Annotated in this window: 20 protein-coding genes, 1 pseudogene and 1 riboswitch; of the genes and pseudogenes, 6 read left to right on the plus strand and 15 right to left on the minus strand. The window is 74.3% G+C overall.

The window, feature by feature from the left end; genetic code table 11:
* Positions 1-59 precede the first annotated feature (59 nt).
* Positions 60-1,250 (minus strand): acyl-CoA dehydrogenase family protein, encoded by a 1,191-nt coding sequence (locus BS73_RS08225; RefSeq protein ID WP_037570691.1) that lies wholly within the window; start codon positions 1,248-1,250, stop codon positions 60-62.
* A 118-nt stretch (positions 1,251-1,368) separates the two neighbouring features.
* Here BS73_RS08225 and BS73_RS40910 point away from each other — a divergent pair.
* Together BS73_RS40910 and BS73_RS34495 are read left to right on the plus strand one after the other, a co-directional pair.
* A pseudogene (locus tag BS73_RS40910) lies at positions 1,369-1,797 on the plus strand (uridine kinase family protein); the annotation flags it as partial.
* A gap of 1,042 nt (positions 1,798-2,839) precedes the next feature.
* Positions 2,840-5,047, plus strand: coding sequence for an AAA family ATPase (locus tag BS73_RS34495; protein WP_084703903.1), 2,208 nt, complete (start codon positions 2,840-2,842; stop codon positions 5,045-5,047).
* A gap of 131 nt (positions 5,048-5,178) precedes the next feature.
* On the opposite strand, the gene BS73_RS08245 is transcribed toward BS73_RS34495, so the two are convergent.
* Together BS73_RS08245 and BS73_RS08250 are read right to left on the minus strand one after the other, a co-directional pair.
* Positions 5,179-6,438 (minus strand): ABC transporter permease, encoded by a 1,260-nt coding sequence (locus BS73_RS08245; RefSeq protein ID WP_200886664.1) that lies wholly within the window; start codon positions 6,436-6,438, stop codon positions 5,179-5,181.
* Positions 6,389-7,414, minus strand: a complete 1,026-nt coding sequence (locus BS73_RS08250) for an ABC transporter ATP-binding protein (protein ID WP_084703904.1) — start codon at positions 7,412-7,414, stop codon at positions 6,389-6,391. Before BS73_RS08250 ends, BS73_RS08245 begins: the two co-directional genes overlap by 50 nt.
* 77 nt (positions 7,415-7,491) lie before the next feature.
* Between BS73_RS08250 and BS73_RS08255 the strand changes: the two genes are divergently transcribed.
* Genes BS73_RS08255 through BS73_RS08265 form a run of 3 tightly spaced genes read left to right on the plus strand, consistent with a single transcriptional unit; the run spans position 7,492 to position 9,244 of the window.
* Positions 7,492-8,400, plus strand: coding sequence for an SPFH domain-containing protein (locus BS73_RS08255; RefSeq protein WP_037570695.1), 909 nt, complete (start codon positions 7,492-7,494; stop codon positions 8,398-8,400).
* A complete protein-coding gene (locus BS73_RS08260) occupies positions 8,346-8,621 on the plus strand; it encodes a hypothetical protein (RefSeq protein WP_200886665.1) in 276 nt (91 codons plus the stop codon). The genes BS73_RS08255 and BS73_RS08260 overlap by 55 nt, the downstream gene beginning before the upstream one ends.
* On the plus strand, positions 8,618-9,244 hold the full coding sequence (locus BS73_RS08265; protein WP_037570700.1) for a GOLPH3/VPS74 family protein: 627 nt from the start codon (positions 8,618-8,620) through the stop codon (positions 9,242-9,244). Before BS73_RS08260 ends, BS73_RS08265 begins: the two co-directional genes overlap by 4 nt.
* An 81-nt stretch (positions 9,245-9,325) precedes the next feature.
* Here the strand turns inward: BS73_RS08265 and BS73_RS08270 are convergent, their stop codons facing one another.
* From BS73_RS08270 to BS73_RS08325, 12 genes are all read right to left on the minus strand, one after another.
* Positions 9,326-10,399 carry a hemolysin family protein gene (locus tag BS73_RS08270; RefSeq protein WP_037570703.1) on the minus strand — a complete coding sequence of 358 codons (1,074 nt, stop codon included), beginning with the start codon at positions 10,397-10,399 and terminating at the stop codon, positions 9,326-9,328.
* Positions 10,396-11,745 carry a hemolysin family protein gene (locus BS73_RS08275; protein WP_037570705.1) on the minus strand — a complete coding sequence of 450 codons (1,350 nt, stop codon included), beginning with the start codon at positions 11,743-11,745 and terminating at the stop codon, positions 10,396-10,398. The genes BS73_RS08270 and BS73_RS08275 overlap by 4 nt, the downstream gene beginning before the upstream one ends.
* A gap of 188 nt (positions 11,746-11,933) precedes the next feature.
* Positions 11,934-12,416: a PH domain-containing protein gene (locus tag BS73_RS08280; protein WP_235215350.1), complete on the minus strand. Its 483-nt coding sequence runs from the start codon at positions 12,414-12,416 to the stop codon at positions 11,934-11,936.
* A gap of 47 nt (positions 12,417-12,463) precedes the next feature.
* On the minus strand, positions 12,464-13,309 hold the full coding sequence (gene hisG, locus BS73_RS08285; protein WP_037570707.1) for an ATP phosphoribosyltransferase: 846 nt from the start codon (positions 13,307-13,309) through the stop codon (positions 12,464-12,466).
* A 62-nt stretch (positions 13,310-13,371) separates the two neighbouring features.
* On the minus strand, positions 13,372-13,641 hold the full coding sequence (locus tag BS73_RS08290; RefSeq protein WP_037570710.1) for a phosphoribosyl-ATP diphosphatase: 270 nt from the start codon (positions 13,639-13,641) through the stop codon (positions 13,372-13,374).
* A 95-nt stretch (positions 13,642-13,736) separates the two neighbouring features.
* Positions 13,737-14,219, minus strand: a complete 483-nt coding sequence (ribH, locus tag BS73_RS08295; RefSeq protein ID WP_037570713.1) for a 6,7-dimethyl-8-ribityllumazine synthase — start codon at positions 14,217-14,219, stop codon at positions 13,737-13,739.
* Between the two features lie 91 nt (positions 14,220-14,310).
* The gene (locus tag BS73_RS08300) at positions 14,311-15,621 is read right to left on the minus strand and encodes a bifunctional 3,4-dihydroxy-2-butanone-4-phosphate synthase/GTP cyclohydrolase II (protein ID WP_037570716.1); all 1,311 of its coding nucleotides are present in this window, start codon (positions 15,619-15,621) and stop codon (positions 14,311-14,313) included.
* Positions 15,618-16,205, minus strand: a complete 588-nt coding sequence (locus tag BS73_RS08305; protein ID WP_084704600.1) for a nicotinamide mononucleotide transporter family protein — start codon at positions 16,203-16,205, stop codon at positions 15,618-15,620. Before BS73_RS08305 ends, BS73_RS08300 begins: the two co-directional genes overlap by 4 nt.
* Positions 16,206-16,285: 80 nt before the next feature.
* Positions 16,286-16,912, minus strand: a complete 627-nt coding sequence (locus BS73_RS08310) for a riboflavin synthase (RefSeq protein WP_037570721.1) — start codon at positions 16,910-16,912, stop codon at positions 16,286-16,288.
* Complete coding sequence (gene ribD / locus BS73_RS08315; protein ID WP_084704601.1) at positions 16,913-18,100, minus strand: bifunctional diaminohydroxyphosphoribosylaminopyrimidine deaminase/5-amino-6-(5-phosphoribosylamino)uracil reductase RibD; 1,188 nt, start codon at positions 18,098-18,100, stop codon at positions 16,913-16,915.
* Positions 18,101-18,309: 209 nt separating this feature from the next.
* A riboswitch (FMN riboswitch) is annotated at positions 18,310-18,445 on the minus strand.
* A 128-nt stretch (positions 18,446-18,573) separates the two neighbouring features.
* Positions 18,574-19,260 carry a response regulator gene (locus BS73_RS08320; RefSeq protein ID WP_037570723.1) on the minus strand — a complete coding sequence of 229 codons (687 nt, stop codon included), beginning with the start codon at positions 19,258-19,260 and terminating at the stop codon, positions 18,574-18,576.
* Between the two features lie 186 nt (positions 19,261-19,446).
* Positions 19,447-20,937, minus strand: coding sequence for a sensor histidine kinase (locus tag BS73_RS08325; RefSeq protein ID WP_051939702.1), 1,491 nt, complete (start codon positions 20,935-20,937; stop codon positions 19,447-19,449).
* A 203-nt stretch (positions 20,938-21,140) separates the two neighbouring features.
* Here BS73_RS08325 and BS73_RS08330 point away from each other — a divergent pair, with 203 nt between their 5' ends.
* Complete coding sequence (locus tag BS73_RS08330; protein WP_037570726.1) at positions 21,141-22,547, plus strand: uracil-xanthine permease family protein; 1,407 nt, start codon at positions 21,141-21,143, stop codon at positions 22,545-22,547.
* The last annotated feature ends 5 nt before the right edge of the window (positions 22,548-22,552 follow it).

Consider the following 22,552-nt stretch of genomic DNA (forward strand, 5'->3'; position numbering starts at 1 on the left):
AAGAAGACTTACCACAAGAGCCATTGAGAGTCGCTGACGACGACAGCATGCCCCTCGATTCATCGGATATCTTCCGGGCGGAGGAGATGCCGGCCGATCACCATCCGCTGCACCTGGTTGGTGCCCTCCACGATCTGCAGCGCCTTGGCCTCCCGCATCCAGCGCTCCACCGGGTGGTCGGCGGTGTAGCCGTATCCGCCGAGCACCTGGACGGCGTCCGTGGTCAGCCGCATCGCCGCGTCCGTGCAGAACAGCTTGGCCATGGCCGCCTCCTTGCCGAAGGGCCGCCCGGAGTCCCGGCGCCGGGCGGCGGCCAGGTAGAGGGAGCGCCCCGCCTCCACCGCGGTGGCCATGTCCGCGAGGAGGAAGGAGACGCCCTGGTGGCGGGCGATCGGATGGCCGAACTGCTCGCGCTCCCGGGCGTATCCGGCGGCGTACTCGACCGCGGCCCGGGCCAGGCCGACCGCGCAGGCGGCGATGCCGAGCCGGCCCGAGTCGAGGGCCGCCAGGGCGATCGGGAAGCCCTGGCCCTCCGCCCCGATCCGGCGCTCGGCCGGCACCCGGACGCCGTCGAAGTGCAGCTGGGCGGTGGGCGAGCCGCTGAGGCCCATCTTGCGCTCGGGGGCCGCGGCGGTGAGCCCGGGGGCGTCGCCCGGGATCAGCAGCGCGGTGATGCCGTGCGAGCCGGTGTCCGCGGTACGGACCAGGGCGGTGTAGAAGTCCGCCCGGCCGCCGTGGGTGATCCAGGCCTTGGTGCCCTCGACGGTGTACTCGCCGCCCTCCCCCGCCCGCGGGTCGAGGACCGCGCGGGTCCGCAGGGCGGCGGCGTCCGAGCCGGACTGCGGCTCGGAGAGGCAGTAGGCGCCCAGCAGCTCTCCCCCGAGCATCTCCGGCAGCCAGCGGCGCCTCTGCTCCGCGGAGCCGAAGACGGCCGGCGCGTGGCAGGAGAGGGTGTGGACGCTGATCCCCATCGCCACGGTCAGCCAGGCCGACGCCAGCTCCTCCAGCACCTGGAGGTAGACCTCGTAGGGCTGCTCGCCGCCGCCGTACTCGGCCGGGTACGGAAGGCCGAGCAGCCCGGAGCGGCCGAGGGTGCGGAAGACCTCCCGGGGGAACCTCCCCTCGGCCTCGCACGCGGCCGCGCGCGGCCGCAGTTCCCGGTCGGCGAGTTCGCGGGTGAGGGCGAGCAGCTCTGCGGCCTCCTCGGTGGGCAGCTGCCGGTCCACCGTCGCGCGCGCGGTCGTGCTCATGGCGTGGGTCGCCTCCTGCCTCTCGTACCACCGCCGGCATCCCGCCCGGGATGCAGCGCACGGCTCCGACCAGGCAGGATGGGCCGACACCCAACCTGCCCGCCGCCGAGGTCGCCGCATGGACAGCAGCAGCCCCACCGCCGGCCCCGCCGCCCGGTGCCGAATCGCCGAGCTGGCCGGGCGGTTGCGCGGGCTGGCCCCCTCCTGCGGGCAGACCCGGCTGGTCGGCGTGGACGGCTTCGCCGGCTCCGGCAAGACCACCTTCGCCGCCCGGCTGGCCGCGGAGCTCGGCGGCGCGCCGGTGGTTCACCTGGACGACTTCGCCACCCACGAGGACTTCTTCGGCTGGACCGACCGCCTCACCGAACTGCTGCTCGACCCGCTGGCGGCCGGCCGGACCGCCCGCTTCCCGGCCTACGACTGGGTCGCCCGCCGGTTCGCCGGGGAAGTGGAGGTGCCGGCGGCGCCCGTGGTCCTGGTGGAGGGGGTGGGGGCGGGCCGGCGGCGGCTGCGGCCGTATCTGGCGGAGCTGGTCTGGATGCGGGTGGACGGCGCCCCCGGCGCGGGGCGCCCGGAGGGCGCGGCCGCACCGGATGCCCCGGGGGCCCCGGATGACCCCGCTGCCTCGGGCGACGCCCGCGCCCCGGGTGACGCCCGTGGCGCCGATGACCCTGCGGTCCCTGACGAGCCTGACGTCTCTGACGCCCCCGACGTCTCTGACGACCCTGGCGAGACCGACGTACCCGGCGGTTGGGCCGAGGCGGGCTCCGCGGAGGCCGCCCATGCCCGCGGAGAGGCCCGGGACGGACCGGAGTTGGCCGAATTCTGGCATTGCTGGATCGCCGAGGAGGCTGCTCACTTCGCCGCCGACCCCAGTCGCGAGTACGCCGGGATCGTGGTCGACGGGACCACCGGGGAGATCCACACCCGTCCCCCGCGCCCCATGGGGGCGCCCGCGCGGTCCCCTCGCGACCCCTCCCGCTGACCGCACGATCCGCCACGGAGCGTGATGGCCGCCGCCGGCGTCGCACCGCGACAGGCCCTGCGGCACCTCTCCCAACTGCACGTATCCGAATGGGTCCGCAGCCTGCGCACGGGCTTCGCCAAGCGGCTTGACCGCCGCCCTGGGCAGGAACTACGTTCATCACGCGGCGTGGATCGGAGATCCCGCCGCCCACAGCACGCAGGCTCCGGTCGTTCCCCCGTGACCGGAGCCTGCGTCCTTTTTCGCTGCCGGATCGGGGCCGCTCGAATACGCTCCGTCACATTCCGTGCCCCGCAGGGTACTTGATCCCGTCAGGTCCGGCCGACGGCGGTCCTGGTACCCCCGGAACACTTCCGGATCAGCGCGCCACAGGTACGATGCCGAGGGGAACGCAGCTGTACCAGCTGAACCGCAGCCGGTAGCGGCGAGCGGTGCGAGCGACCGCGAGGGACGGGGCAGATGCACGGGTACCCGGGCCACCCGGGCCGCGACTGCCTGAATCACGGGCTGCGGCCGGAGCACAGGGCGGGGGGCGGTGCGAGTGGCTGGTGAGGACGGCGGACGGCGGTCCAGGCACCTGGCCGACAGGGCCTGGTTGCGCGCCATGGACGCCTACGCGGCCGGCGCCTACGGCCGCGCCGAGGAGGAGTTCCGGGCCGCGGTGGGCCACGACCCCGGGATGGCCGACGCCTGGCTGGGTCTCCACGCCCTCCGCTCCGAGGCCGCGACCGCGCTGCTGGCGATGTACCGGCACCGCGAGCGGTTCGGCGAGCAGCGCCGCCGGCACCGCCGGCCGCTCAGCTCCTGGTACTGGCTGGGCTGGTGGGTGCAGCCGGTGCTGGAGAACGAACGGGACCTCGCGCTCGCGCACGCCTCGCACTGGCTGGACGGCCGCCATCTCGCCGATCTGGACCGGGCGTTGACCCAGTGCCCGGCCCCGGAACGGGACCCGGCCGTCCGGTTTCTGCACGCCTGCCGCTCGTATCTGGTCAAGGACTGGGAGCAGCTGATCCGGGACACCGACGGGCTGCTCGACGACGCTCTGCTGGGCATCGAGGCGGGACTCTTCAACGGCATGGCGCGGGTGCGCCTCGACATGTGGGGGCAGGCCGAGCTGCCGCTCGCCGCCTCGCTCGCGCGCTGCCGCTCGGAGCAGCCGCAGCGCAAGGAGCTCCGCTACTGGCTCGGCCGCGCCTACGAGGGCGGCGGACGCAGCGCGGCCGCGCTCTCCCTCTACCGCGCGGTGCACCGGGTCGATCCGGCGTTCATGGACACCGCGGCCCGGCTGGCCGCGATCACCGCCGAGGACGGCGCCGACCCCGAGCTGCTCGACCAGGCGGCGGGCGCGGACGGCGCCGCCGGCGCGACGGGCGCGGCCAGTCGGCTGCCGCGGCCCAAGCACGCCGCCGGGCCCGGGAGTTCGGGCGGGGGCGGAGGATCCGGAGGCTTCGACTCGCTGCTGGACTCCCCGTACGAGCCGCAGGTGGACGCGCTGGAGGCGGGCGAGTCCGGAAGCGCCGGCCCGGCCGACGCCGACCTCTGCGAGCCGGGCGGGGCCGAACCGGACGAAGGCCCCGACTACGCCGCTTCCGGCTCCGGCACCGGCTCCGGGCCCGGCTCCGACTTCGGCGGGGACGATCCGGCGGGCGCCGTCGACCTCAGCGACTTCGGCGGCCCCGGCGACCTGGCGGACGCGGTGGACGCCGTGCTGGACGGCGGCCCCGCCGACCGCGGTGACCGCGCCGACCGCACCGGCACCGGCACCGGCTACCCGCTGGCGCCCTGGCCCTGGCAGGGCCCGGACGGCTCCGGCGGCGCCGGCGGGTCAGGCGACACCGACCTGCCGGCCCCCCTGCTGCCGGTCGGCCCGACGACCGCCGGATCGGACTTCGCCGAGGAGGACGTCGGCGACGGCCGCACCGCCGGTCGCCGCCCCGACCGGGCATACCTGGACGCGGTGCTGGCCGAGCTCGAGGGCATGGTCGGGATGGAGCCGGTGAAACGTCAGGTCCGGGCGCTGTCCGCGCAGTTGCGGATGGCCAGGCTGCGCGCGGACCAGGGTCTGCCGGTGCAACCGCCGAAACGGCACTTCGTCTTCTCCGGCCCGTCCGGAACCGGCAAGACCACGGTGGCCCGGATCCTCGGACGGGTCTTCCACGCCCTCGGCCTCCTCTCCGGGGACCATCTGGTCGAGGCCCAACGGGCCGACCTGGTCGGGGAGTTCCTCGGGCAGACCGCCGTCAAGGCGAACGAGCTGATCGACTCCGCGCTGGACGGCGTCCTCTTCATCGACGAGGCGTACTCCCTCGCCAACTCCGGCTACAGCAAGGGCGACGCGTACGGCGACGAGGCGCTGCAGGTGCTGCTGAAGCGGGCGGAGGACAACCGCGACCGGCTGGTCATCATCCTGGCCGGCTACCCGGAGGGGATGAGCCGCCTCCTCCTCTCCAACCCCGGCCTGAACTCCCGCTTCACCACCCGGGTGGACTTCCCCTCGTACCGGCCGAGCGAGCTCTCCGCGATAGGCGCCTCGCTGGCCGGCCGGGACGGCGACCGCTGGGACCCGGACGCGCAGGAGGAGCTGGAGTCCATCTGCCGCCATGTGGTCGGCGAGGGCTGGATAGACGACCTCGGCAACGGCCGCTTCATCCGCACCCTCTACGAGAAGTCCTGCGCCTACCGGGACCTCCGGCTGAGCGCGCTCCCGTCCCTCCCCGACCGCGAGGACCTGGCCACCCTCCGCCTCCCGGACGTCGTCCAGGCCTACGGAGAACTGATCGCCAACCGCGGCGACACCACCCCCGGGAGCTAGCGCCGACGGCCCCCGGCTCAGCGCCGCGGGCGCGAGACGGGGGCGGGGCGACCGCAGGGGAGCCGCGGCGACCAACCCGCCAAGGCCCCGCGCCCGCCCGGCGGCGGCCGCCGAGCGCGGCAGCGCACGGCCTACGCGCCGTGCGCCAGCGCCTCGCGCCAGGAGACGCGCGCCCCGCTGCGGAGCACCGAGTTGCGGTAGACCCGCGCGGCCAACCGCACCATCGCGGCCGCCAGCCCCAGCGTCAGCGCCAGCGAGAGCGCGATCTGCCACCCCGGCACCGGCCCAAGCGCCAAGCGCATCGGCATCAGCACCGGTGAGAAGAACGGCACGATCGACAGCGCCGCCACGCCCCCGTTGTCGGGATTGCTCGGCAACACCGAGATCCCGATCACCCAGGCCGCGATGATCGGCATGATCACCGGGAACTGGACTCCGCCCAGATCCTCCTGCCGGGAGACCAGCGCCCCCGCCGCGGCGAACAGCAGCGAGTACAGCGCGAACCCCGCCAGGAACCAGACCAGGCACCAGCCCAGCGTCCCCAGCGAGCTGCCCAGCGGCAGCGTCAGCGTGCCGGTGGACTCGGCGGCCGCCAGCCCCGCTCCCCCGACCACCACCAGCTGCAGCAGCCCCAGCGCACCGATCCCCAGCACCTTGCCGACCATCAGCCGGGCCGGCCGCATGGTGGCCAGCAGCAGTTCGACCACCCGGCTGTTCTTCTCCTCGACCACCCCCTGGGCGATCATCGGCCCGGCCATCATGAACGAGCCGTAGAGGAGCAGACCGGCGACGATCCCGAGGACCAGTCGCTGGGTGTTGGCGCCCCCGCGCGGGCGCAACACGTCCACCTGGACGTTCGCCGCCCCCGCGGCCGCGGCCACCTTCGCCGGATCGCCGCCCAGCGCGGTGATCTGCCGGTCCAGCACCAGCTCCCGGGCCACGCCGCCGAGCGCCCCGCGCAGGGTGCCGTCCATCTGGCGGTCGACGGTCACCGCGAGCCCGCCCGGCGAGGACTCCACGAACGCGGACAGGCCGCCCGAGCGCACCTGCGCCAGCGCCTGCGTGCGGTCCGAGAACTGACGGGTCGTCACCTTCTCTCCAGCGGCCGTCCCGGCAGCCCGGATCGGCGCGGAGAGCCCGGCGTCCGCCCGCAGCAGCCCGACCGTGCGGGTCGGTGTGCCGCCCTTCACCAGGTGCAGCACGACGGAGAGGCCGACCACCGCGATCACCAGGATCACCAGGGTGATCCGGAACCCGCGGGAGCGCAGCCGCACCCGCAGCTCGCGCCCGGCCACCAGACCGATCGCCCGCAGTACCGGCGCGCTACCCGCGCTACCCGCGCTACCCGCGCCGACCGCCCCGCCCGCGCTTCCCGTGTGTCCCGCGCTCACCGTCCGACCTCCTGTCGTTCCGCACCCGCCGCACCCGCCGCACCCGCCGCAGCCCCGTCGCCCCGGCGACCCCGCCGCCCTCGGCGACCACATGCCGGAAGAGTTCCGCGAGGCCCGGCCGGTGCCGGGCGAACTCCCGTACCGGGCCGGTCCCCAGGGCGGCCTTCAGCACCGCCTGGTCGTCCGCGCCCGGCGCCAGTTCGAGCAGCGTCCGCCCGGCCTCCTCCTCCAGCACCGTCACCCCGGGCAGCCCGGCGGCCCAGCCGGCCGGCGCCTCCGGGGCGTCGACCAGCAACCGCTCCCCTGCCTCCGAGCGCAGCTCACCCACCGGCCCGCAGGCGACCATCCGCCCGGCCCGGACGATCCCGACCCGGTCGCAGAGCCGCTCCACCAGCTCCAGCTGATGACTGGAGAAGATCACCGGCGCACCGGCCCGCGCCCGCTCCCGCAGCACCTCGGCCAGCACGTCCACCGCCACCGGGTCGAGCCCGGAGAAGGGCTCGTCCAGCACCAGCACCTCGGGGTCGTGCACCAGCGCCGCGGCCAGCTGCACCCGCTGCTGGTTGCCCAGGCTGAGCTTCTGCACCTCGTCGCCGCGTCTTGCGGCGACCCCGAGCCGCTCCGTCCACTCCTCGGCGGCCCGGGCGGCGGCGGCCCGGCCGAAACCGTGGATCCGGGCCAGGTACTCCAGCTGCTCGCCCACCCGCATCCGGGGATAGAGCCCGCGCTCCTCCGGCATATAGCCGATCCTGGCCCGCGCGGCCTCGTCCAGCGGCCGCCCGTCCCAGCGGACCTCGCCCGCGTCCGGGGCGAGGACGCCGAGCATGATCCGCATCGTGGTGGTCTTCCCTGCCCCGTTGCTGCCGACGAAGCCGAACAGCTCCCCCGCCCGGACGTCGAAGGCCATCCCGTCCAGCGCCTGGACCGCGCCGAAACGCTTGGAGAGCCGGTCGACCTCCAGCACACGTTCACTCATCGCATCGCACCTCCAGGGAAAAGTGATATCACTATGCTAGGTTGGAGACAACACAATCCGGAGCAAGGAGCCCAGCGATGACCCCCACCGACCCCACGGGCGCACTGCCCCAGCTCCCCAAGCCCCGCGTGACCGAGCGCCGGATGTCCGGGGCGCCCGGTCTGCTGATGCTGCTGGTCTGCCTGGTACTGCTGGGCGCCGGCGCCGCCCTGGTGGCGACCGCCACCGGCCCGGGAACGGCCGCCGCCGGCCTCGTGGTGGCGATCATCGGCTTCTTCTCCCTGCGCGGGCTCACCATCGTCGCGCCCGGCCAGGCCCGCGTCGTCCAGCTGCTCGGCCGCTACCGCGGCACCCTCCGCAAGCCCGGGCTGACCTGGGTCAACCCCTTCACCACCCGCCGCACGGTGTCCACCCGGATCCGCAACCTGGAGACCGAGACCTCCAAGGTCAACGACTCCGACGGCAACCCGATCGAGATCGCCGCCGTCGTGGTCTGGCAGGTCGAGGACACCGCGCAGGCGGTCTTCGAGGTCGACGACTACCGCAAGTTCGTCGCGATCCAGTGCGAGACCGCCGTCCGGCACATCGCCAACTCCTTCCCGTACGACGCCCGGGAGACCGGTGCGCGTTCCCTGCGGGACAGCGGCGAGGAGATCACCGCGCTGCTCGCGCAGGAGATCGGCGCCCGGGTCACCGCGGCCGGCGTCACCATCGTCGAGTCCCGGATCACCCGGCTCTCCTACGCGCCGGAGATCGCCCAGGTCATGCTGCAGCGGCAGCAGGCCGGCGCGGTGGTGGCCGCCCGCCGGCGGATCGTCGAAGGCGCCGTCGGGATGGTCGAGCTGGCCCTGGCCAGGCTCTCCGAGCAGGACATCGTCGAACTCGACGAGGAGCGCAAGGCCGCGATGGTCAGCAACCTGCTGGTCGTCCTGTGCGGGGACCGGGGGACCCAGCCGGTGGTCAACACCGGGTCGCTGTACCAGTGACGGCCGAGCGCAAAAAGGTACTGCTGCGGCTCGACCCCGCCGTCCACGACGCGCTCGCCCGCTGGGCGGCGGACGAGCTGCGCAGCACCAACGCCCAGATCGAGTTCGTCCTGCGCCGCGCCCTCGCGGACGCCGGCCGGATGCCCAAGGAGGCCGGCCGGATCCCGCGCCGGGGCCGGCCCCGCAAGACCGACTCACCATCGGAGGACGAGGAACCATGAGCCGTTCCGAGCGGACACTCTCCGGGCTCAGCCTGCCCGACCGCCTCTACCTGCTGGCCCGGCGCCGGGGCAGCGACTTCGCCCTGGTGCTGCGCGCCGCCGCGCTCACCGATCTCCTCCAGCGCGGCCTGGTCGAGGACCGGGACGGCTGCCCGGCGCCGACCGGCGCGGCGGCGCCGGCCTCCCTGGACCCGTACCTGGCGCGGGTGCTGGAGTCCCTCGCGGACTCCCGCGGCCGGAGCTGGCGGCGCTGGGTGGGCCGGGCGCGCGGGCGCGAGTCGCGCACGGTGCGCGACGCCCTCGCCGAACGGGGCGTGATCGAGCTGGAGGAGCGGCGGTTCCTCGGGCTGATCCCGTACCTCTCCCCGACGCCGGCGGACGAGTCGGTCGTGGAGGCGCTGCGAGCGCAGGCCGCGGCGACGCTGGAGGGGTCCTCCGAGGAGGCGGGCGCGCTGCTGGCGCTGGCCGCGGCGGGCGACGTCCGGTCGATCCTGCCGGGACGCGAACGCCGCGCCCACAAGGCGAGGCTCGCCGAGTTGACCGCCGCGGCGGGGCCGGCCGTCCCGGCCCTCCGCGCCGCCCTGCGCTCCCGCCGCGCGGCGCGGGCGTCCTCCGGGGGCTGACGGCGCGGCCGTTGAGCTGGGCCGTTGAGCTGCCGCGTTGAGCCGGGCGTTGAGCCGGCCCGCGACCCGGGCGCCGGCCGGCTACCCGTCCGCGCGATGGGACGGGTCGTGGACCTCGCCCACCAGCTCCTCCAGGACGTCCTCCAGCATGGCGACGCCCAGCGCGCTGCCGTCCCCGTCCGCCACGACCGCCAGATGCGCCGCCGCCCGGCGCATCGCGCCGAGGGCGTCGTCCAGCGGCAGCCCCGCCGGCAGCGTCAGCAGCGAGCGCCAGCCGGACTGCCGGATCGGCGCGTCCAGCCCGCCGTCGGCCTCCATCTCCAGCACGTCCTTGACGTGGACGTATCCCCGGACCACGCCGTCCCCGCCGACCACCGGGTACCGCGAGAAGCCGGTCTTGGCGACCAGCAGCTCGATGTCCCTCGGCGTCGCCGACTCGTCCACCGCGACCAGCCGGTCCATCGGCAGCACCACCTCGCGGACCGGTCGCCGCCCCAGCTCCAGCGCGTCCTCCAGCCGCTCCTGCTGGCCCGGCCGGAGCAGCCCGGCCTCCCGGGAGTCCTGCAGCAGCAGGGTCAGCTCCTCGGCGCTGAAGACCGACTCCACCTCGTCCTTGGGCTCCACCCGGAAGAGCCGCAGCACCAGGTTGGCCGAGCCGTTGCAGACCGCGATGACCGGCCGCAGCACCCGGGCCAGCGCGGCCAGTGCCGGGCCCAGCCGCAGCGCGGCCTTCTCCGGGGCGGCCAGCGCCATGTTCTTGGGCACCATCTCGCCGATCACCATGTGGAAGGCGACCACCAGCAGCAGCGCCACCAGATACGAGAACGGGTGCACCAGGCCGCCCGGCAGCCCTACCGCCCGCCACACCGGCTCCAGCAGATGCGACACGGCCGGCTCGGCGACCGCGCCGAGCAGCAGCGAGCAGACGGTGATGCCGAGTTGGGCCGCGGCCATCATCCGGGAAAGGTTCTCCAGCGCGTAGAGCACGGTACGCGCCCGCCGGGCGGTCGCCGCGTCCACGCTTCCGTCGTCCTCGCCCTCCGCCAGCGGCTCGATCTGCGAGCGCCGCACCGAGACCAGGGCGAACTCCGCGCCCACGAAGAAGCCGTTGCCGAGCAGCAGCAGCACCGCGAAGAAGACCTGCAGACCGTTCATCGCGCGCCCTCCCCCGGCTTCGCCGGCCTCCCCGGCTCCTCCGGCGCGCCGGTGCGCACCAGCCGGACCCGCTCGGTCCGGTGCCGCTCGACGTCCAGCACGGTCAGCCGCCACCCGGGCAGCTCCGCACTCTCGCCGGGCGCGGGCAGCCGGCCGAGGAGGTCGGCGACCAGACCGGCGACCGTCTCGTACGGGCCCTCGGGGGCGTGGAGGCCGATGGACGCGAGCTGGTCCACCCGGCAGCCGCCCTCGGCGTCCCAGGCCGGGTGCCCGTCCACCGGGGCCACGGTGCGCAGCTCCGGCAGGTCCTCCGGGTCGTGCTCGTCCTGCACCGAGCCGACCATCTCCTCGACGATGTCCTCCAGGGTGACCACCCCGGCGGTGCCGCCGTACTCGTCGACGACCACGGCCATCGGCTGGCGCCGCCGCAGCCGCTCCAGCAGCCGCTCGGCCGGCAGGCTCTCCGGCACCAGCAGCGGCGGGGCCGCTATCGGCGTCACCGGCCGCTCCCCGCGCTCCTCGCGCGGCACCGCCAGCGCCTGCTTGAGGGTGACCACGCCGGTGATCTCGTCGATGCCCTCCCGGTAGACCGGGAAGCGGGAGAGGCCGGTGGCCCGGGCCAGGTTGAGGACGTCGGCCGCGGTGGCCCGGTCCTGCACGGCGACCACGTCGACCCGCGGGGTCATCACGCTCTGCGCGGTGAGCCCCTCCAGGCCGAGGGTGCGGACGAAGAGGTCCGCGGTGTCCTCCTCCAGGGCGCCGGCCTGGGCGGAGTGCCGGGCCAGCGAGATCAGCTCCTCGGCGCTGCGCGCGGAGCCCAGCTCGTCGGCCGGCCGCATCCCCATCGCCCGCACGATCCGGTTGGCGCTGCCGTTGAGGAGGGCGATCAGCGGCCGGCAGACGGTGGAGAAGAGCCGCTGCGGTCCTGCGACCGCGCGGGCCACCTGCAGCGGGCGGGAGACCGCCCAGTTCTTGGGCACCAGCTCGCCGATCACCATCTGGAAGAGGCTGGCCAGCACCATGCCCAGGATGTACGCGACGGTGTGCTGGGCCTCGGCGGGCAGCCCGAGGGCCTTCAGCGGGGCGTCCAGCAGCCGGGAGAGCGCCGGTTCGGCGAGCATGCCGACCACCAGCGAGGTGACGGTGATGCCCAGCTGGGCGCCGGAGAGCTGGAACGAGAGCGAGCGGACGGCGGCGAGCACCGAGCGGGACCGCCGGTCCCCGGCGTTCGCGGCCCGCTCCACCTCCCCCCGCTCGACGGTGACGAGGGCGAATTCGGCGGCCACGAAGAGGCCGTTGGCGAGCACCAGCGCGAGGGCCGCGAGAAGCAGCAGGGCGGTGGTCATCGGGCCACCCCTTGCGGGATGGCGGTACTACTGGACGGGTCGTCCATGGAGGGGTTCGACTCTCCTGGTCGGTAGAGGGCGGAAGCGGCGCCCGACGCCGGGCGCTTCGAACAAGGATGCCTGATGGGGGCTGTGGCCCGGGTCACGACACCCGCCTGGGGAGACCCCCGGGGGGCCGCCCCGGCTGCTCAGCGGCGGTCGGCGGCGGTGCCGTATACCTCCGCGCAGGCGCGCAGCGCACGGGCGGCGCGCGCGGCCTGCTCGCGCCCGCCGGCCGGTTGGATGCCGACGGCGGAGACCGTTCCGCCGTCGGCGAGGTCGAGCACCGCCCAGGGGTCGCCCAGGCGGAGGTTGACGCCCAGCACCTCGGGCCACTCCAGCCGCCGGGTGCGGACGAAGTTGACCACGGTGATCCCGTTCCGGTCGGCCTTCACCTTGGGCCGGGCCAGCACCGCCATCAGCCCGCCCAGAAGCAGCCCGACGGCGGCTATCCCGAAGCGGTCGTTGAGCTTCCAGTCCTCCGGCATCGCCGAGGCGAGCCAGGAGAAGAAGCTCAGGTCGAGGACGGCGAGGGCGTAGAGGACGGCCCGGGACCGGCCCGGCTGCCAGGTCACAGGCAGTCGCGGGGCACCCGGCACGGTGCCGTGCTGCTCCCCCACGTCGGTGGTCACGTCCTCTATCGTTCCTCCGGCGGCGCCGCCGAACCCTCCGCCGGATCTCAGAGCCGGCAGGCGTGGATGTCGGTGACCAGGATCGCCCGGGCGCCGATCGCCCAGAGGTCGTCCATGATCTTCTGCGCCTCGTGCCGGAGCACCATGGCGCGGACCGCCACCCAGCCCTCGCTATGCAGCGGGGAGACCGTCGGCGAGTCCAGGCCGGGGGTGAGCGAGGAGGCCTCGACGACCTTCTCGGCCCGGACGTTGTAGTCCATCATCACGTACCGCCGGGCCACCAGGACGCCCTGCAGCCGGCGCAGGAACTGCTCGCTCTGCGGGGTGTCCTCGGCGCCGAGCGGGCGCACCACCACGGCCTCGGAGACCAGGATCGGCTCGCCGAAGACCTCCATCCCGGCGTTCCGCAGGCTGGTGCCGGTCTCCACCACGTCCGCGATCACGTCGGCGACGCCGAGCTGCACGGCGGTCTCGACGGCCCCGTCCAGCTTGGTGATCTCGGCCTCCACGCCGTGCTCGGCGAGGTGCTTGCGGACCAGGCCGGTGTACGAGGTGGCGATCCGGCGGCCGGAGAGGTCCTTCACCGTCTCGGCGACCGCGGGCGGGCCGGCGAACCGGAAGGTGGAGCGGGCGAAGCCGAGCGAGAGGATCTCCTCGGCCTCCGCCCCGGAGTCCAGCAGCAGGTCGCGGCCGGTGATGCCGATGTCAAGGCGGCCGGAGCCGACGTAGATGGCGATGTCCCGGGGCCGCAGGAAGAAGAACTCCACCTGGTTCTCCGGGTCGACCAGCACCAGCTCCTTGGAGTCCTTGCGCTGCCGGTAGCCGGCCTCATGGAGCATCTCCGCCGCCGGTACCGAGAGCGAGCCCTTGTTCGGGACGGCGATGCGCAGCATGAGAGGAAGTGCCTTTCGGGAAAGAGGAACTGAGGGACGGTCAGCGATCGGTGGAGCAGGGGTCACAGATGCTTGTAGACGTCCTCCAGGCGGAGACCGCGCGCGATCATCATCACCTGGAGGTGGTACAGCAACTGGGAGATCTCCTCGGCGGTGCGGTCGTCCGACTCGTGCTCGGCGGCCATCCACACCTCGGCGGCCTCTTCGACCACCTTCTTGCCGATCGCGTGCACGCCCAGGCCGACCAGCTCCGCGGTACGGGAGCCGGTCTCGCCGGCGGCGGCCTTCTGCTGGAGCTCGGCGAAGAGCTCCTCGAATGTCTTGAGCGCCATGATGCCCCTACCCTACGGCCTCCGGGTGGCCGGCCGGTGAACCGCCCGCCACCCGGGCCTCTCTCCCAGGCGCGGCGCGCGGGGCAGGATCGTGCTCACCGCTGCTCGGCCAGCCCGCGCAGCAGGACGGCGGTGGCCACGGCGGCCTCGACGGCCTCCTTGCCCTTGTCCTCGTGGGAGTCCGGGAGGCCCGCCCGGTCCAGCGCCTGCTTCTCGTCGTCGCAGGTGAGCAGGCCGAACCCGATTGGGACCCCGGAGTCGAGCGCGACCCGGCTCAGGCCGTCGGTGGCGGCCTGGCACACGTAGTCGAAGTGCGGGGTGCCGCCGCGGATGACGACGCCGAGGGCGATCACCGCGTCGTACCGGCGCGCGGCCAGCGCCTGCGCCGCGACCGGGAGTTCGAAGCTGCCCGGGACCCGGACCACGGTGGGGTCCTCGATGCCGAGGGCGGAGAGGGCGCGCCGGGCGCCGTCCAGCAGACCGTCCATCACCGGCCGATGCCACTGGGCGGCGACCACCGCCACCCGCAGGTTCTGGCAGTTCTCCACGCTGAGCTCGGGGGCTCCCTGACCGGCCACGGAATTGGTCCTCTCGGTTCTGACTGGGTACCGCTCTGTACAGTTTCCTGACGGTTCGGGGGGATTCTCCCGCGCCCGTCCCACGCGTCGGCTACGCCGCGCCGCCGGCCCCCAGCGCGTCCAGCCAGGGCAGGTCGTGGCCCATCCGGTCGCGCTTGGTCAGCAGGTAGCGGAGGTTGTGCTCGCCGGCCTGCACCGGCACCGGCTCGCGGCCGGCGACCGCCAGGCCGTACCGCTCCAGGGCGGAGACCTTGTCCGGGTTGTTGGTGAGCAGCCGGACCGAGTCGATCCCCAGGTCGGCCAGGACGGCCGCACCGGTGCCGTAGTCCCGGGCGTCGGCGGGCAGCCCCAGGTCGAGGTTGGCGTCGACGGTGTCCCGGCCCTCCTCCTGCAGCTGGTACGCCTGGAGCTTCTGCAGCAGCCCGATCCCGCGGCCCTCGTGGCCGCGGAGGTAGACCAGCACCCCGCCCTCCTCGGCGATCCGCTCCAGGGCGGCGTGCAGCTGCGGGCCGCAGTCGCAGCGCTGGGAGCCGAGGACGTCGCCGGTCAGGCACTCGGAGTGCAGCCGCACCAGCGGCGATTCCGCCGACTCCGCGCCGGACCGGCCGAGCAGCCGCCCCTCGGCGTCCAGCCCGCCGGCCACCAGCGCCAGGTGCTCCCCGCCGTCGGCGGTGTCCCGGTAGCCGATGGCGGTGAAGGTGCCGTACTCGGTGGGCAGATGGACGGTGGCGACCCGCTCCACGGTGTTCTCGGTGCGCCGGCGGTGGGCGATCAGGTCGGCGATGGAGACGATCGCCAGGTCCTGCTCGCGGGCGATCTCCAGCAGCCGGGGCAGCCGGGCCATGGTGCCGTCCGGGTTGGCGATCTCGCAGATCGCGGCGGCCGGGCTGAGCCCGGCCATCCGGGCCAGGTCGACCCCGGCCTCGGTGTGGCCGGGCCGGACCAGGACGCCGCCCTCGCGGGCGCGCAGCGGGAAGACGTGGCCGGGCCGGACGAGGTCGCGCGGCCGGGTGTCGCCGGAGGCCAGCAACCGGATGGTGTGCGCCCGGTCGGCGGCCGAGATCCCGGTGGTGACGCCCTCGGCGGCGTCCACCGAGACGGTGAAGGCGGTCCGCATCGACTCGGTGTTCTCCGCCACCATCTGCGGCAGCTCCATCCGGTCGGCGTCCTCGCCGCGCACCGGTACGCAGATCAGCCCGCGGCACTCGGTCATCATCAGCGCGACCAGCTCCGGGGTGGCCAGCTCGGCGGCGAAGACCAGATCGCCCTCGTTCTCCCGGTCGGCGTCGTCGACCACGATCACCGGACGGCCGGCCGCGATCTCCTTGACCGCCCGCTCGATGGTGTCCAGACGGTAGGGCTCGTCCCCCTCGGCGGCTGCTGAGGCCTGGGTGTCGGTCATGCCGGCGCTCCTTCCAGTGCGGGCTCCGCGGTCGGAGCGGGGATGCGGCTGCGCTTCCACCAGGCCCGCAGGCCGAGCAGCACCAGCGCGAAGTAGACGATGTAGACCAGCCCGGAGAACGGCAGCCCGCTGGTGAAGGCCAGCGGCACGCCGACCAGGTCCACGGCCAGCCAGGCGAACCAGAACTCCACCCAGCCGCGGGCCTGGGCGACCATCGCGGCCAGGGTTCCCACGAAGATGTAGGCGTCCGGCCACGGGGCCCAGGAGAGCTTCGGGAAGGCCAGGAAGAGCCCGGCGACCGCACAGGTCCCGGCGGCCGTGCCGACGGCCAGCAGGAGCCGCTCCTTCCAGGTGGCGAAGCGGACCCGGATGTCGCCGCTGCCGCGCCGGCCGCGCTGCCACTGGAACCAGCCCCAGACCGAGACCACGATGACGATCAGCTGCTTGCCGACCCCGCCGCTGAGCTGCGCCGAGGCGTACGCGGCGACCAGCACCACGCCGGAGAGCACCTGGACCGGCCAGGTCCACATCGAGCGCTTCCAGCCGAACGCCAGCGCGGCAAGACCGAGGAGGTTGCCCACCATGTCGGACCACTTGACCGGCTCGCCCCAGGCGGTGAAGGCCGGGGAGTTGAGGTCGGCGACGAACCCGCCGAGGCCGGCGCTCACGACCGCACCGCCAGCAGCCGCTCGACGTGCTTGGCCAGCACGTCCACCTCCAGGTTGACGCTCTCGCCGGGCTGCCGGGCGCCGAGGGTGGTGGCCGCAAGCGTGGTCGGGATCAGGCTGACCGTGAAGGTGAAGCCGTCGTCCGCACGCGGTCCCGCCTCGACCACGGTGAGCGAGACCCCGTCCACCGCGATCGAGCCCTTCTCCACGACATAGCGGGCGATGCTCTCGGGCAGTGTGAAGCGCAGCACGTCCCACTGCTCGGCGTGCTCGCGGGAGAGCAGCGTGCCGGTGGCGTCGACGTGGCCCTGGACGATGTGCCCGCCGAGCCGCTCGCCCAGCGCCATCGCCCGCTCCAGGTTGACCCGGGACCCCGGGCCGAGCGCTCCCAGGCTGGACCGCTTCAGCGTCTCCGCCATCACGTCCGCGGTGAACTCCCCGGGCTGGGCCGCCAGTTGGGTCTCGTCCTCGATCACGGTGAGGCAGACGCCGTTCACCGCGACGGAGTCGCCGTGCCGCAGCCCCTCCGCGACCTTCGGTCCGCGCAGCCGCAGCCGTGCCGAGTCGCCCAACTCCTCGATCCGGACGACCTCGCCCAGTTCTTCGACGATTCCGGTGAACACTCAGCTCTCCTCAGGCAGGAAGACGGTGGAAACGGTGCTGCCGGTGCGAACGCCGGCGCCGGGCTCCGGCCTCCGTCTCGGCTTCGGCTTCGGCCGCGGCTTCGGTGGGTACGCGGTGATCCGCAGATCGGGCCCGAACCGCTCGACGTCCCGGATGTCCAGCCGCAACGCGTCGGCGATCGTGCTGATTCCGGCGGTTCCCAGGGCGGCGGGCCCGGCGCCGAGGAGGACCGGGGCCAGATAGCCGACGATCTTGTCCACCAGGTGCCGCTCAAGGAACGCCCCGGCCAGGCCGGGCCCGCCCTCCAGCAGCACGGAGCGCACCCCGCGGCGGTAGAGCTCGTCGAGGACGGCGGTGAGTTCGAGCCCCGGCCGGCCCTCGGCGGAGCGCGGCACGGCGACGATCTCGGCCCGGCCGGCCTGGACCGCCGGGGCGAGGGCGGAGGCGTCGGCGTCCTCCGCGGTGAGGATCAGGGTGGTCGCGGCGCCGTCCAGCAGCCGGGCCGCGGGCGGGGTGACCGCGTGGGTGTCCACCGCCACCCGCACCGGCTGGCGGTCCATCTCCCCCGCGCCACCGGGCACCTGACGGACGGTCAGCTGCGGGTCGTCGGCCAGGACGGTGCCGGAGCCGACCAGGACCGCGTCCACCTGGTCGCGCAGCCGGTGGACGTCGGCGCGGGACTCCGGGGAGGTGATCCACCGGCTGGTGCCGTCCGCGGCGGCCGAGCGGCCGTCCAGGGTGGCGGCGTACTTCCAGATCACGAAGGGGCGCTCGGTGCGGACCGCGGTCAGCCAGGCCTCGTTGGCCTCGGCCGCCTCTGCGGCCAGCAGGCCGGCGTGCACCTCGACCCCGGCCGCGCGGAGGGTGGCGGCGCCGCCGGCGGCGGCCTGGTTCGGATCGCCGACCGCGTAGACCACGCGGGCCACTCCGGCCTCGATCAGGGCCTGCGCGCAGGGGCCCGTCCGCCCGGTGTGGTTGCAGGGTTCGAGGGTGACCACGGCGGTGCCGCCGCGGGCCTTCTCGCCGGCCTCGGCGAGGGCGTTGATCTCGGCGTGCGGGCCGCCGGCCCGCTGGTGCCAGCCCTCACCGACGGGGTTGTCGTCCGCGTCCAGAATGACGCTGCCGACGATGGGATTGGGGCTGGTGCGGCCGAGTCCGCGCGCGGCGAGCTCGATGGCGCGGCGCATCGCCGGGGCGTACCGGCCGACCGGGGTGGGGTTCTGCTCCACCGTCTCCACCGAATCCTCCTCGCGCTCGATGCGCTGGATCCGGGGCTCACGGGAGCTGAGGCCGACGGCGACGGAATGCACGGGCCCGCACGAGACGACGATCCACCGCGTCCCGGGAAGACCGGGAAACAGCGCGCCGCGCGGAACCGCACGCCCGACGACGCCTGCCGCGCACTGCCTCCCATCCGGACTTTAACCGTCGGTCCAGGAATTCCACCTGGTCAACCGGTCGCCTCCGAGAAGGCCACCGGGTCGCGGACTGTAACCGCCGGTTCGGACTTTCACCGACCCCGGAGTGCGCAAACGTCGTTGTGCTGCTTCCAGTCTGCCATGATCCCCGCGCTCCTTGGGAGGGGGGTCCCTGTGGGCTGTCTCACGCATCGGCCCGGCGCGCCTGGGGAATACCAGGTCAGGCCCGGATCCGGCCGAGCTCAGGCCCCTCCGCCGGGGGTGACCAGACCGGTTTCGTAGGCCAGTACGACCAGTTGGGCCCGGTCGCGGGCGCCGAGCTTCAGCAGCGCCCGGCTGACGTGCGTCTTCACGGTGAGCGGGCTGACCTCCAGCTGCTCGGCGATCTCGTCGTTGCTGGCCCCGGTTGCCACCATGGAGACGATCTCCCGCTCCCGCTCGGTGAGGACGGAGAGCCGCTCGGGCGCGGGCACCGGCGCCCGGTCCGGCTGGGAGAGGAAGCGGGCGATCAGCCCCTTGGTGGCGGACGGCGAGAGCAGCGCCTCGCCGCGGGCCACCACCCGGATCGCGTCCAGCAGTTCGCCCGGCTCCGCGCCCTTGCCGAGGAAGCCGCTGGCGCCGGCCCGCAGCGCCTCGAAGACGTACTCGTTGACCTCGAAGGTGGTCAGCACCAGGACGCGGACACCGGCCAGGTCGTCGTCGGCGGTGATCAGCCGGGTGGCCTCCAGGCCGTCCAGGTCGGGCATCCGGATGTCCATCAGGACCACGTCGGCCCGCTCGCTGCGGGCCAGCTCGACCGCCTCCCGGCCGGTCGCGGCCTCGCCGACCACCTCCAGGTCGGGGGCGGAGTCGACCAGCACCCGCAGCCCCGCGCGGACCAGCACCTGGTCGTCGGCGAGCAGTACTCGCACCGTGTCCTCGCCCGCCATCAGTCCCGGCCCTCCCCGCTCCGCGCTCTCGCCCTGCCGCTCTCGCGCTGCCGCCTGCGCCTGCCGCCTGCCGCCTGCCGCCTGCCGCTGTCGAGGCTCCATGATCGCAGCCTCGGCACCGCCCTCGGCCCCCGAACCCGGGGATCCGCCGAGCCGCGTCGGCTCCCGGGCCCGGCCGCAGCCGCGCTAACCGGGCCGCCCGCCCCCGGCACCGGGACCACCGGCGCCACCGGCACGGCCCGATCCGGCCTCCGCGGCCCCGGCCCGCTCCGGGAGCGGGAGGCCCGGAGACGGGATGCGGCCCTGGGCCGCGCTCACCGGGTCCGGCGCGCTCGCCGGGCCCGCCGCGCTCACCGCGTCGGCCGCGCTCGCCGGGTGCCTCGCCGTCCCGCCGCGCGGCGGCCACGGCCTGCGCCCGGCCGGACGGGCCATCGGCCGCTTGCACAGCGGCAGCTCGGCCTGGACCCGGAAGCCACCGGCGATCCGCGGCTCGGCCCGGAACTCGCCGCCCAGGGCGGTCGCCCGCTCGCGCATGCCGATGATCCCGTGACCGGTGCCGATGTACTCCTCCCGGTCACCGCGACCGCCCCGGCCCTGGCGGCCGGCCCCGCCCCCCGACTCCTCGTCCGGGTCGTTGTCCACCTCGACCCGGAGCACGTCGGGCAGGAAGTCCAGCCGCACGGTGGCCACCGCGGCGCCCGCGTGCTTGCGGACGTTGGTCAGCGACTCCTGGACGATCCGGTACGCCGCCAGGTCCACCGGCGCCGGCAGTTCCCGCAGCTCGCCGGTGACCTCCCGGCGGATGGTGAGGCCGAGCCGCTCGAAGGAGGCCAGCAGCTCGTCCAGCCGGGCCAGGCCCGGCGCCGGCTCGTCCGGCGAGCCGCCGAAGGGCGGGCCGACCGGCTCCGGGTCGTCCGCCTGCCGCAGCACCGACACGGTCGCGCCCAGCTCGGCCAGCGCGCTGCGGCCGGCCTCCCGTACGTGCGCCAGCGCCTGCCGGGCGGCCTCCGGCTGGGTGGTCAGCACATGGGAGGCCACCCCGGCCTGGACGTTGATCAGCGCGATGTGGTGGCCGACGATGTCGTGCAGCTCGCGGGCGATCCGCAGCCGCTCCTCCACCACGCGGCGCCGGGCCTCCTCCTCGCGGGTGTACTCGGCCCGGCGGGCCCGCTCCTCTATGGCGGCGACGAAGGCCCGCCGGGTGCGCACCGCCTCGCCGACCGCCACCGCCAGCCCGACCCAGGCGAAGGCCACGCCGTTGACGTCGCTGTTCCACGGCTCCGGGGAGGTGGCCAGGCTGGCCGTGCCCACCGCCAGCACCGCGGGCAGCCCCCAGCCCAGCGAGACGCTGCGCTCGAAGCTCACCGAGAGGGTGTACGCGGCCAGCATCGGCGCGAAGAGCATCGGCCCGCGCGGATGCCCGTCCACGATGTACCCGACGGTGGCCAGCGAGCTGATCACCAGCACCGGGATCGGATAGCGCCGGCGCACCAGCAGCGGGACGAAGGCGACCAGGCCGTAGCCGATCACCGAGACCTCCGGCCAGGCGACCGGGTGGAGGTGGTAGCGGGTCACCGAGGAGGCGATCGGCGTGAGGAAGAAGCCGAAGGCGAGCACGACGTCCAGCACGAACGGGTGCTCCCGGCCGAACGCCCGGCACCGCGCTATCAGGTCCATGGCCCAACGGTAAGCGGTGGGAGCCGCGATCGAGGTCCCGGTCGGCCCGGCGGCCGCCCCGCCGGGTACTCCGGGCGTAGGAGCGCACCGGGGAGCCGCCGGACCTGGCGGCGGCTGGTGCCGCGGGACGCCTTAACCTTCTCTGGACCCGCTGGCCTGTCGACACTCTCGGATCGGCGCTACCGCATAGGAGTACCAACACCATGGGCCTTGGCCTGGGCTGGAAGCTGCACGGGGACGGCCGGGCCCCCGCACCGGGCGCGGTGGTGCGCCCGGACGAACGGCTGAGCTGGGGACGCACGGTCGGCCTCGGCGCCCAGCACGTGGTCGCGATGTTCGGGGCCTCGTTCGTCGCACCGGTGCTGATGGGGCTCAACCCCAATCTGGCGATCTTCATGTCCGGGGTCGCCACCGCCCTCTTCCTGGTGGTCACCCGCGGGCGGGTGCCCAGCTATCTGGGCAGCAGCCTCTCCTTCGTGGGGGTGGCGGCGGCGATCCGCGCCTCGGGCGGCTCCACGGCGGACGTCACCGGGGCGCTGCTGGTCACGGCCGCCCTGCTGCTGGTGGTCGGGCTGGTGGTGAAGGCGCTGGGCGCGCGGGTCATCCACGCCGTGCTGCCGCCTGCGGTGACCGGGGCGGTGGTGATGCTGATCGGCTTCAACCTGGCGCCGGTCACGGCCGGGACGTACTGGCCGCAGGACCAGTGGACGGCGCTCGCGGTGATGCTCTTCACCGGCTTCGCGCTGGTGGTGCTGCGCGGCTTCTGGTCGCGGATCGCGATCTTCCTGGGCCTGGTCTTCGGCTACCTCCTCTCCTGGGTGCTGGACCGGGTCTTCGGGAAGATCCACTCGGTCAGCGCCTCCGGGCAGGTCACCGACCACTGGCGGCTCGACCTCTCGGCGGTCTCGCACGCCTCCTGGTTCGGCTTCCCGCACCTCCACGGCCCGGCGTTCTCCGGCTCCGCCGTGCTGGTCGCGCTGCCGGTGGTGATCGCGCTGATCGCGGAGAACACCGGGCACGTCAAGGCCGTCTCGCAGATGACCGACACCGACCTGGACGACTCGCTCGGCACGGTGATCGCCGCGGACGGCGCGGCGGCCATCATCTCCACCGCCGTCGGCGGCCCGGCGACCACCACGTACGCGGAGAACATCGGCGTGATGGCGGCGACCCGGGTCTACTCCACCGCCGCCTACTGGTGCGCGGCCGGTTTCGCCCTCCTCTTCGGGCTGTGCCCGAAGTTCGGCGCGGTCGTGGCAGCGGTGCCCGGCGGGGTGCTGGGCGGGATCACCGTGGTCCTCTACGGGATGATCGGCATGCTGGGCGCGCAGATCTGGGTGCGCGGCAAGGTCGACCTGTCCAACCCGATCCATCTGGCGCCGATCGCCGCCGGGATCATCATCGGCGTCGGCGGGGTCTCCTTGGACATCACCAAGAACTTCCAGCTGGGCGGGATCGCGCTGGGCACCCTGGTGGTCATCACCGGCTACCACTTCCTGCGCTGGCTGGCGCCGAGGCATCTGAAGGCGGAGACCCGCCCGCTGCTCGACGAGGGCACCAGCGGGTACGACGCGGACGCCCGGACGGCGGACCGGCCGGAGGCCTCCTGACGGAG

The sequence above is a fragment of the Phaeacidiphilus oryzae TH49 genome (genome assembly GCF_000744815.1).
GTDB lineage: Bacteria > Actinomycetota > Actinomycetes > Streptomycetales > Streptomycetaceae > Phaeacidiphilus > Phaeacidiphilus oryzae.

Bases quoted from the DNA above. Each gene is read 5' to 3' on its own strand.
- BS73_RS08330 (WP_037570726.1), top strand. From the start codon at position 21,141: ATGGGCCTTGGCCTGGGCTGGAAGCTGCACGGGGACGGCCGGGCCCCC.
- ribD (WP_084704601.1), bottom strand. From the start codon at position 18,100: ATGCGCCGCGCCATCGAGCTCGCCGCGCGCGGACTCGGCCGCACCAGC.
- BS73_RS08320 (WP_037570723.1), bottom strand. From the start codon at position 19,260: ATGGCGGGCGAGGACACGGTGCGAGTACTGCTCGCCGACGACCAGGTG.
- BS73_RS08325 (WP_051939702.1), bottom strand. From the start codon at position 20,937: ATGGACCTGATAGCGCGGTGCCGGGCGTTCGGCCGGGAGCACCCGTTC.
- BS73_RS08250 (WP_084703904.1), bottom strand. From the start codon at position 7,414: ATGAGTGAACGTGTGCTGGAGGTCGACCGGCTCTCCAAGCGTTTCGGC.
- BS73_RS08225 (WP_037570691.1), bottom strand. From the start codon at position 1,250: ATGAGCACGACCGCGCGCGCGACGGTGGACCGGCAGCTGCCCACCGAG.
- hisG (WP_037570707.1), bottom strand. From the start codon at position 13,309: ATGCTGCGCATCGCCGTCCCGAACAAGGGCTCGCTCTCGGTACCGGCG.
- BS73_RS34495 (WP_084703903.1), top strand. From the start codon at position 2,840: ATGGACGCCTACGCGGCCGGCGCCTACGGCCGCGCCGAGGAGGAGTTC.
- BS73_RS08255 (WP_037570695.1), top strand. From the start codon at position 7,492: ATGACCCCCACCGACCCCACGGGCGCACTGCCCCAGCTCCCCAAGCCC.
- BS73_RS08275 (WP_037570705.1), bottom strand. From the start codon at position 11,745: ATGACCACCGCCCTGCTGCTTCTCGCGGCCCTCGCGCTGGTGCTCGCC.
- BS73_RS08300 (WP_037570716.1), bottom strand. From the start codon at position 15,621: ATGACCGACACCCAGGCCTCAGCAGCCGCCGAGGGGGACGAGCCCTAC.
- BS73_RS08265 (WP_037570700.1), top strand. From the start codon at position 8,618: ATGAGCCGTTCCGAGCGGACACTCTCCGGGCTCAGCCTGCCCGACCGC.
- BS73_RS08290 (WP_037570710.1), bottom strand. From the start codon at position 13,641: ATGGCGCTCAAGACATTCGAGGAGCTCTTCGCCGAGCTCCAGCAGAAG.
- BS73_RS08270 (WP_037570703.1), bottom strand. From the start codon at position 10,399: ATGAACGGTCTGCAGGTCTTCTTCGCGGTGCTGCTGCTGCTCGGCAAC.
- BS73_RS08305 (WP_084704600.1), bottom strand. From the start codon at position 16,205: ATGGTGGGCAACCTCCTCGGTCTTGCCGCGCTGGCGTTCGGCTGGAAG.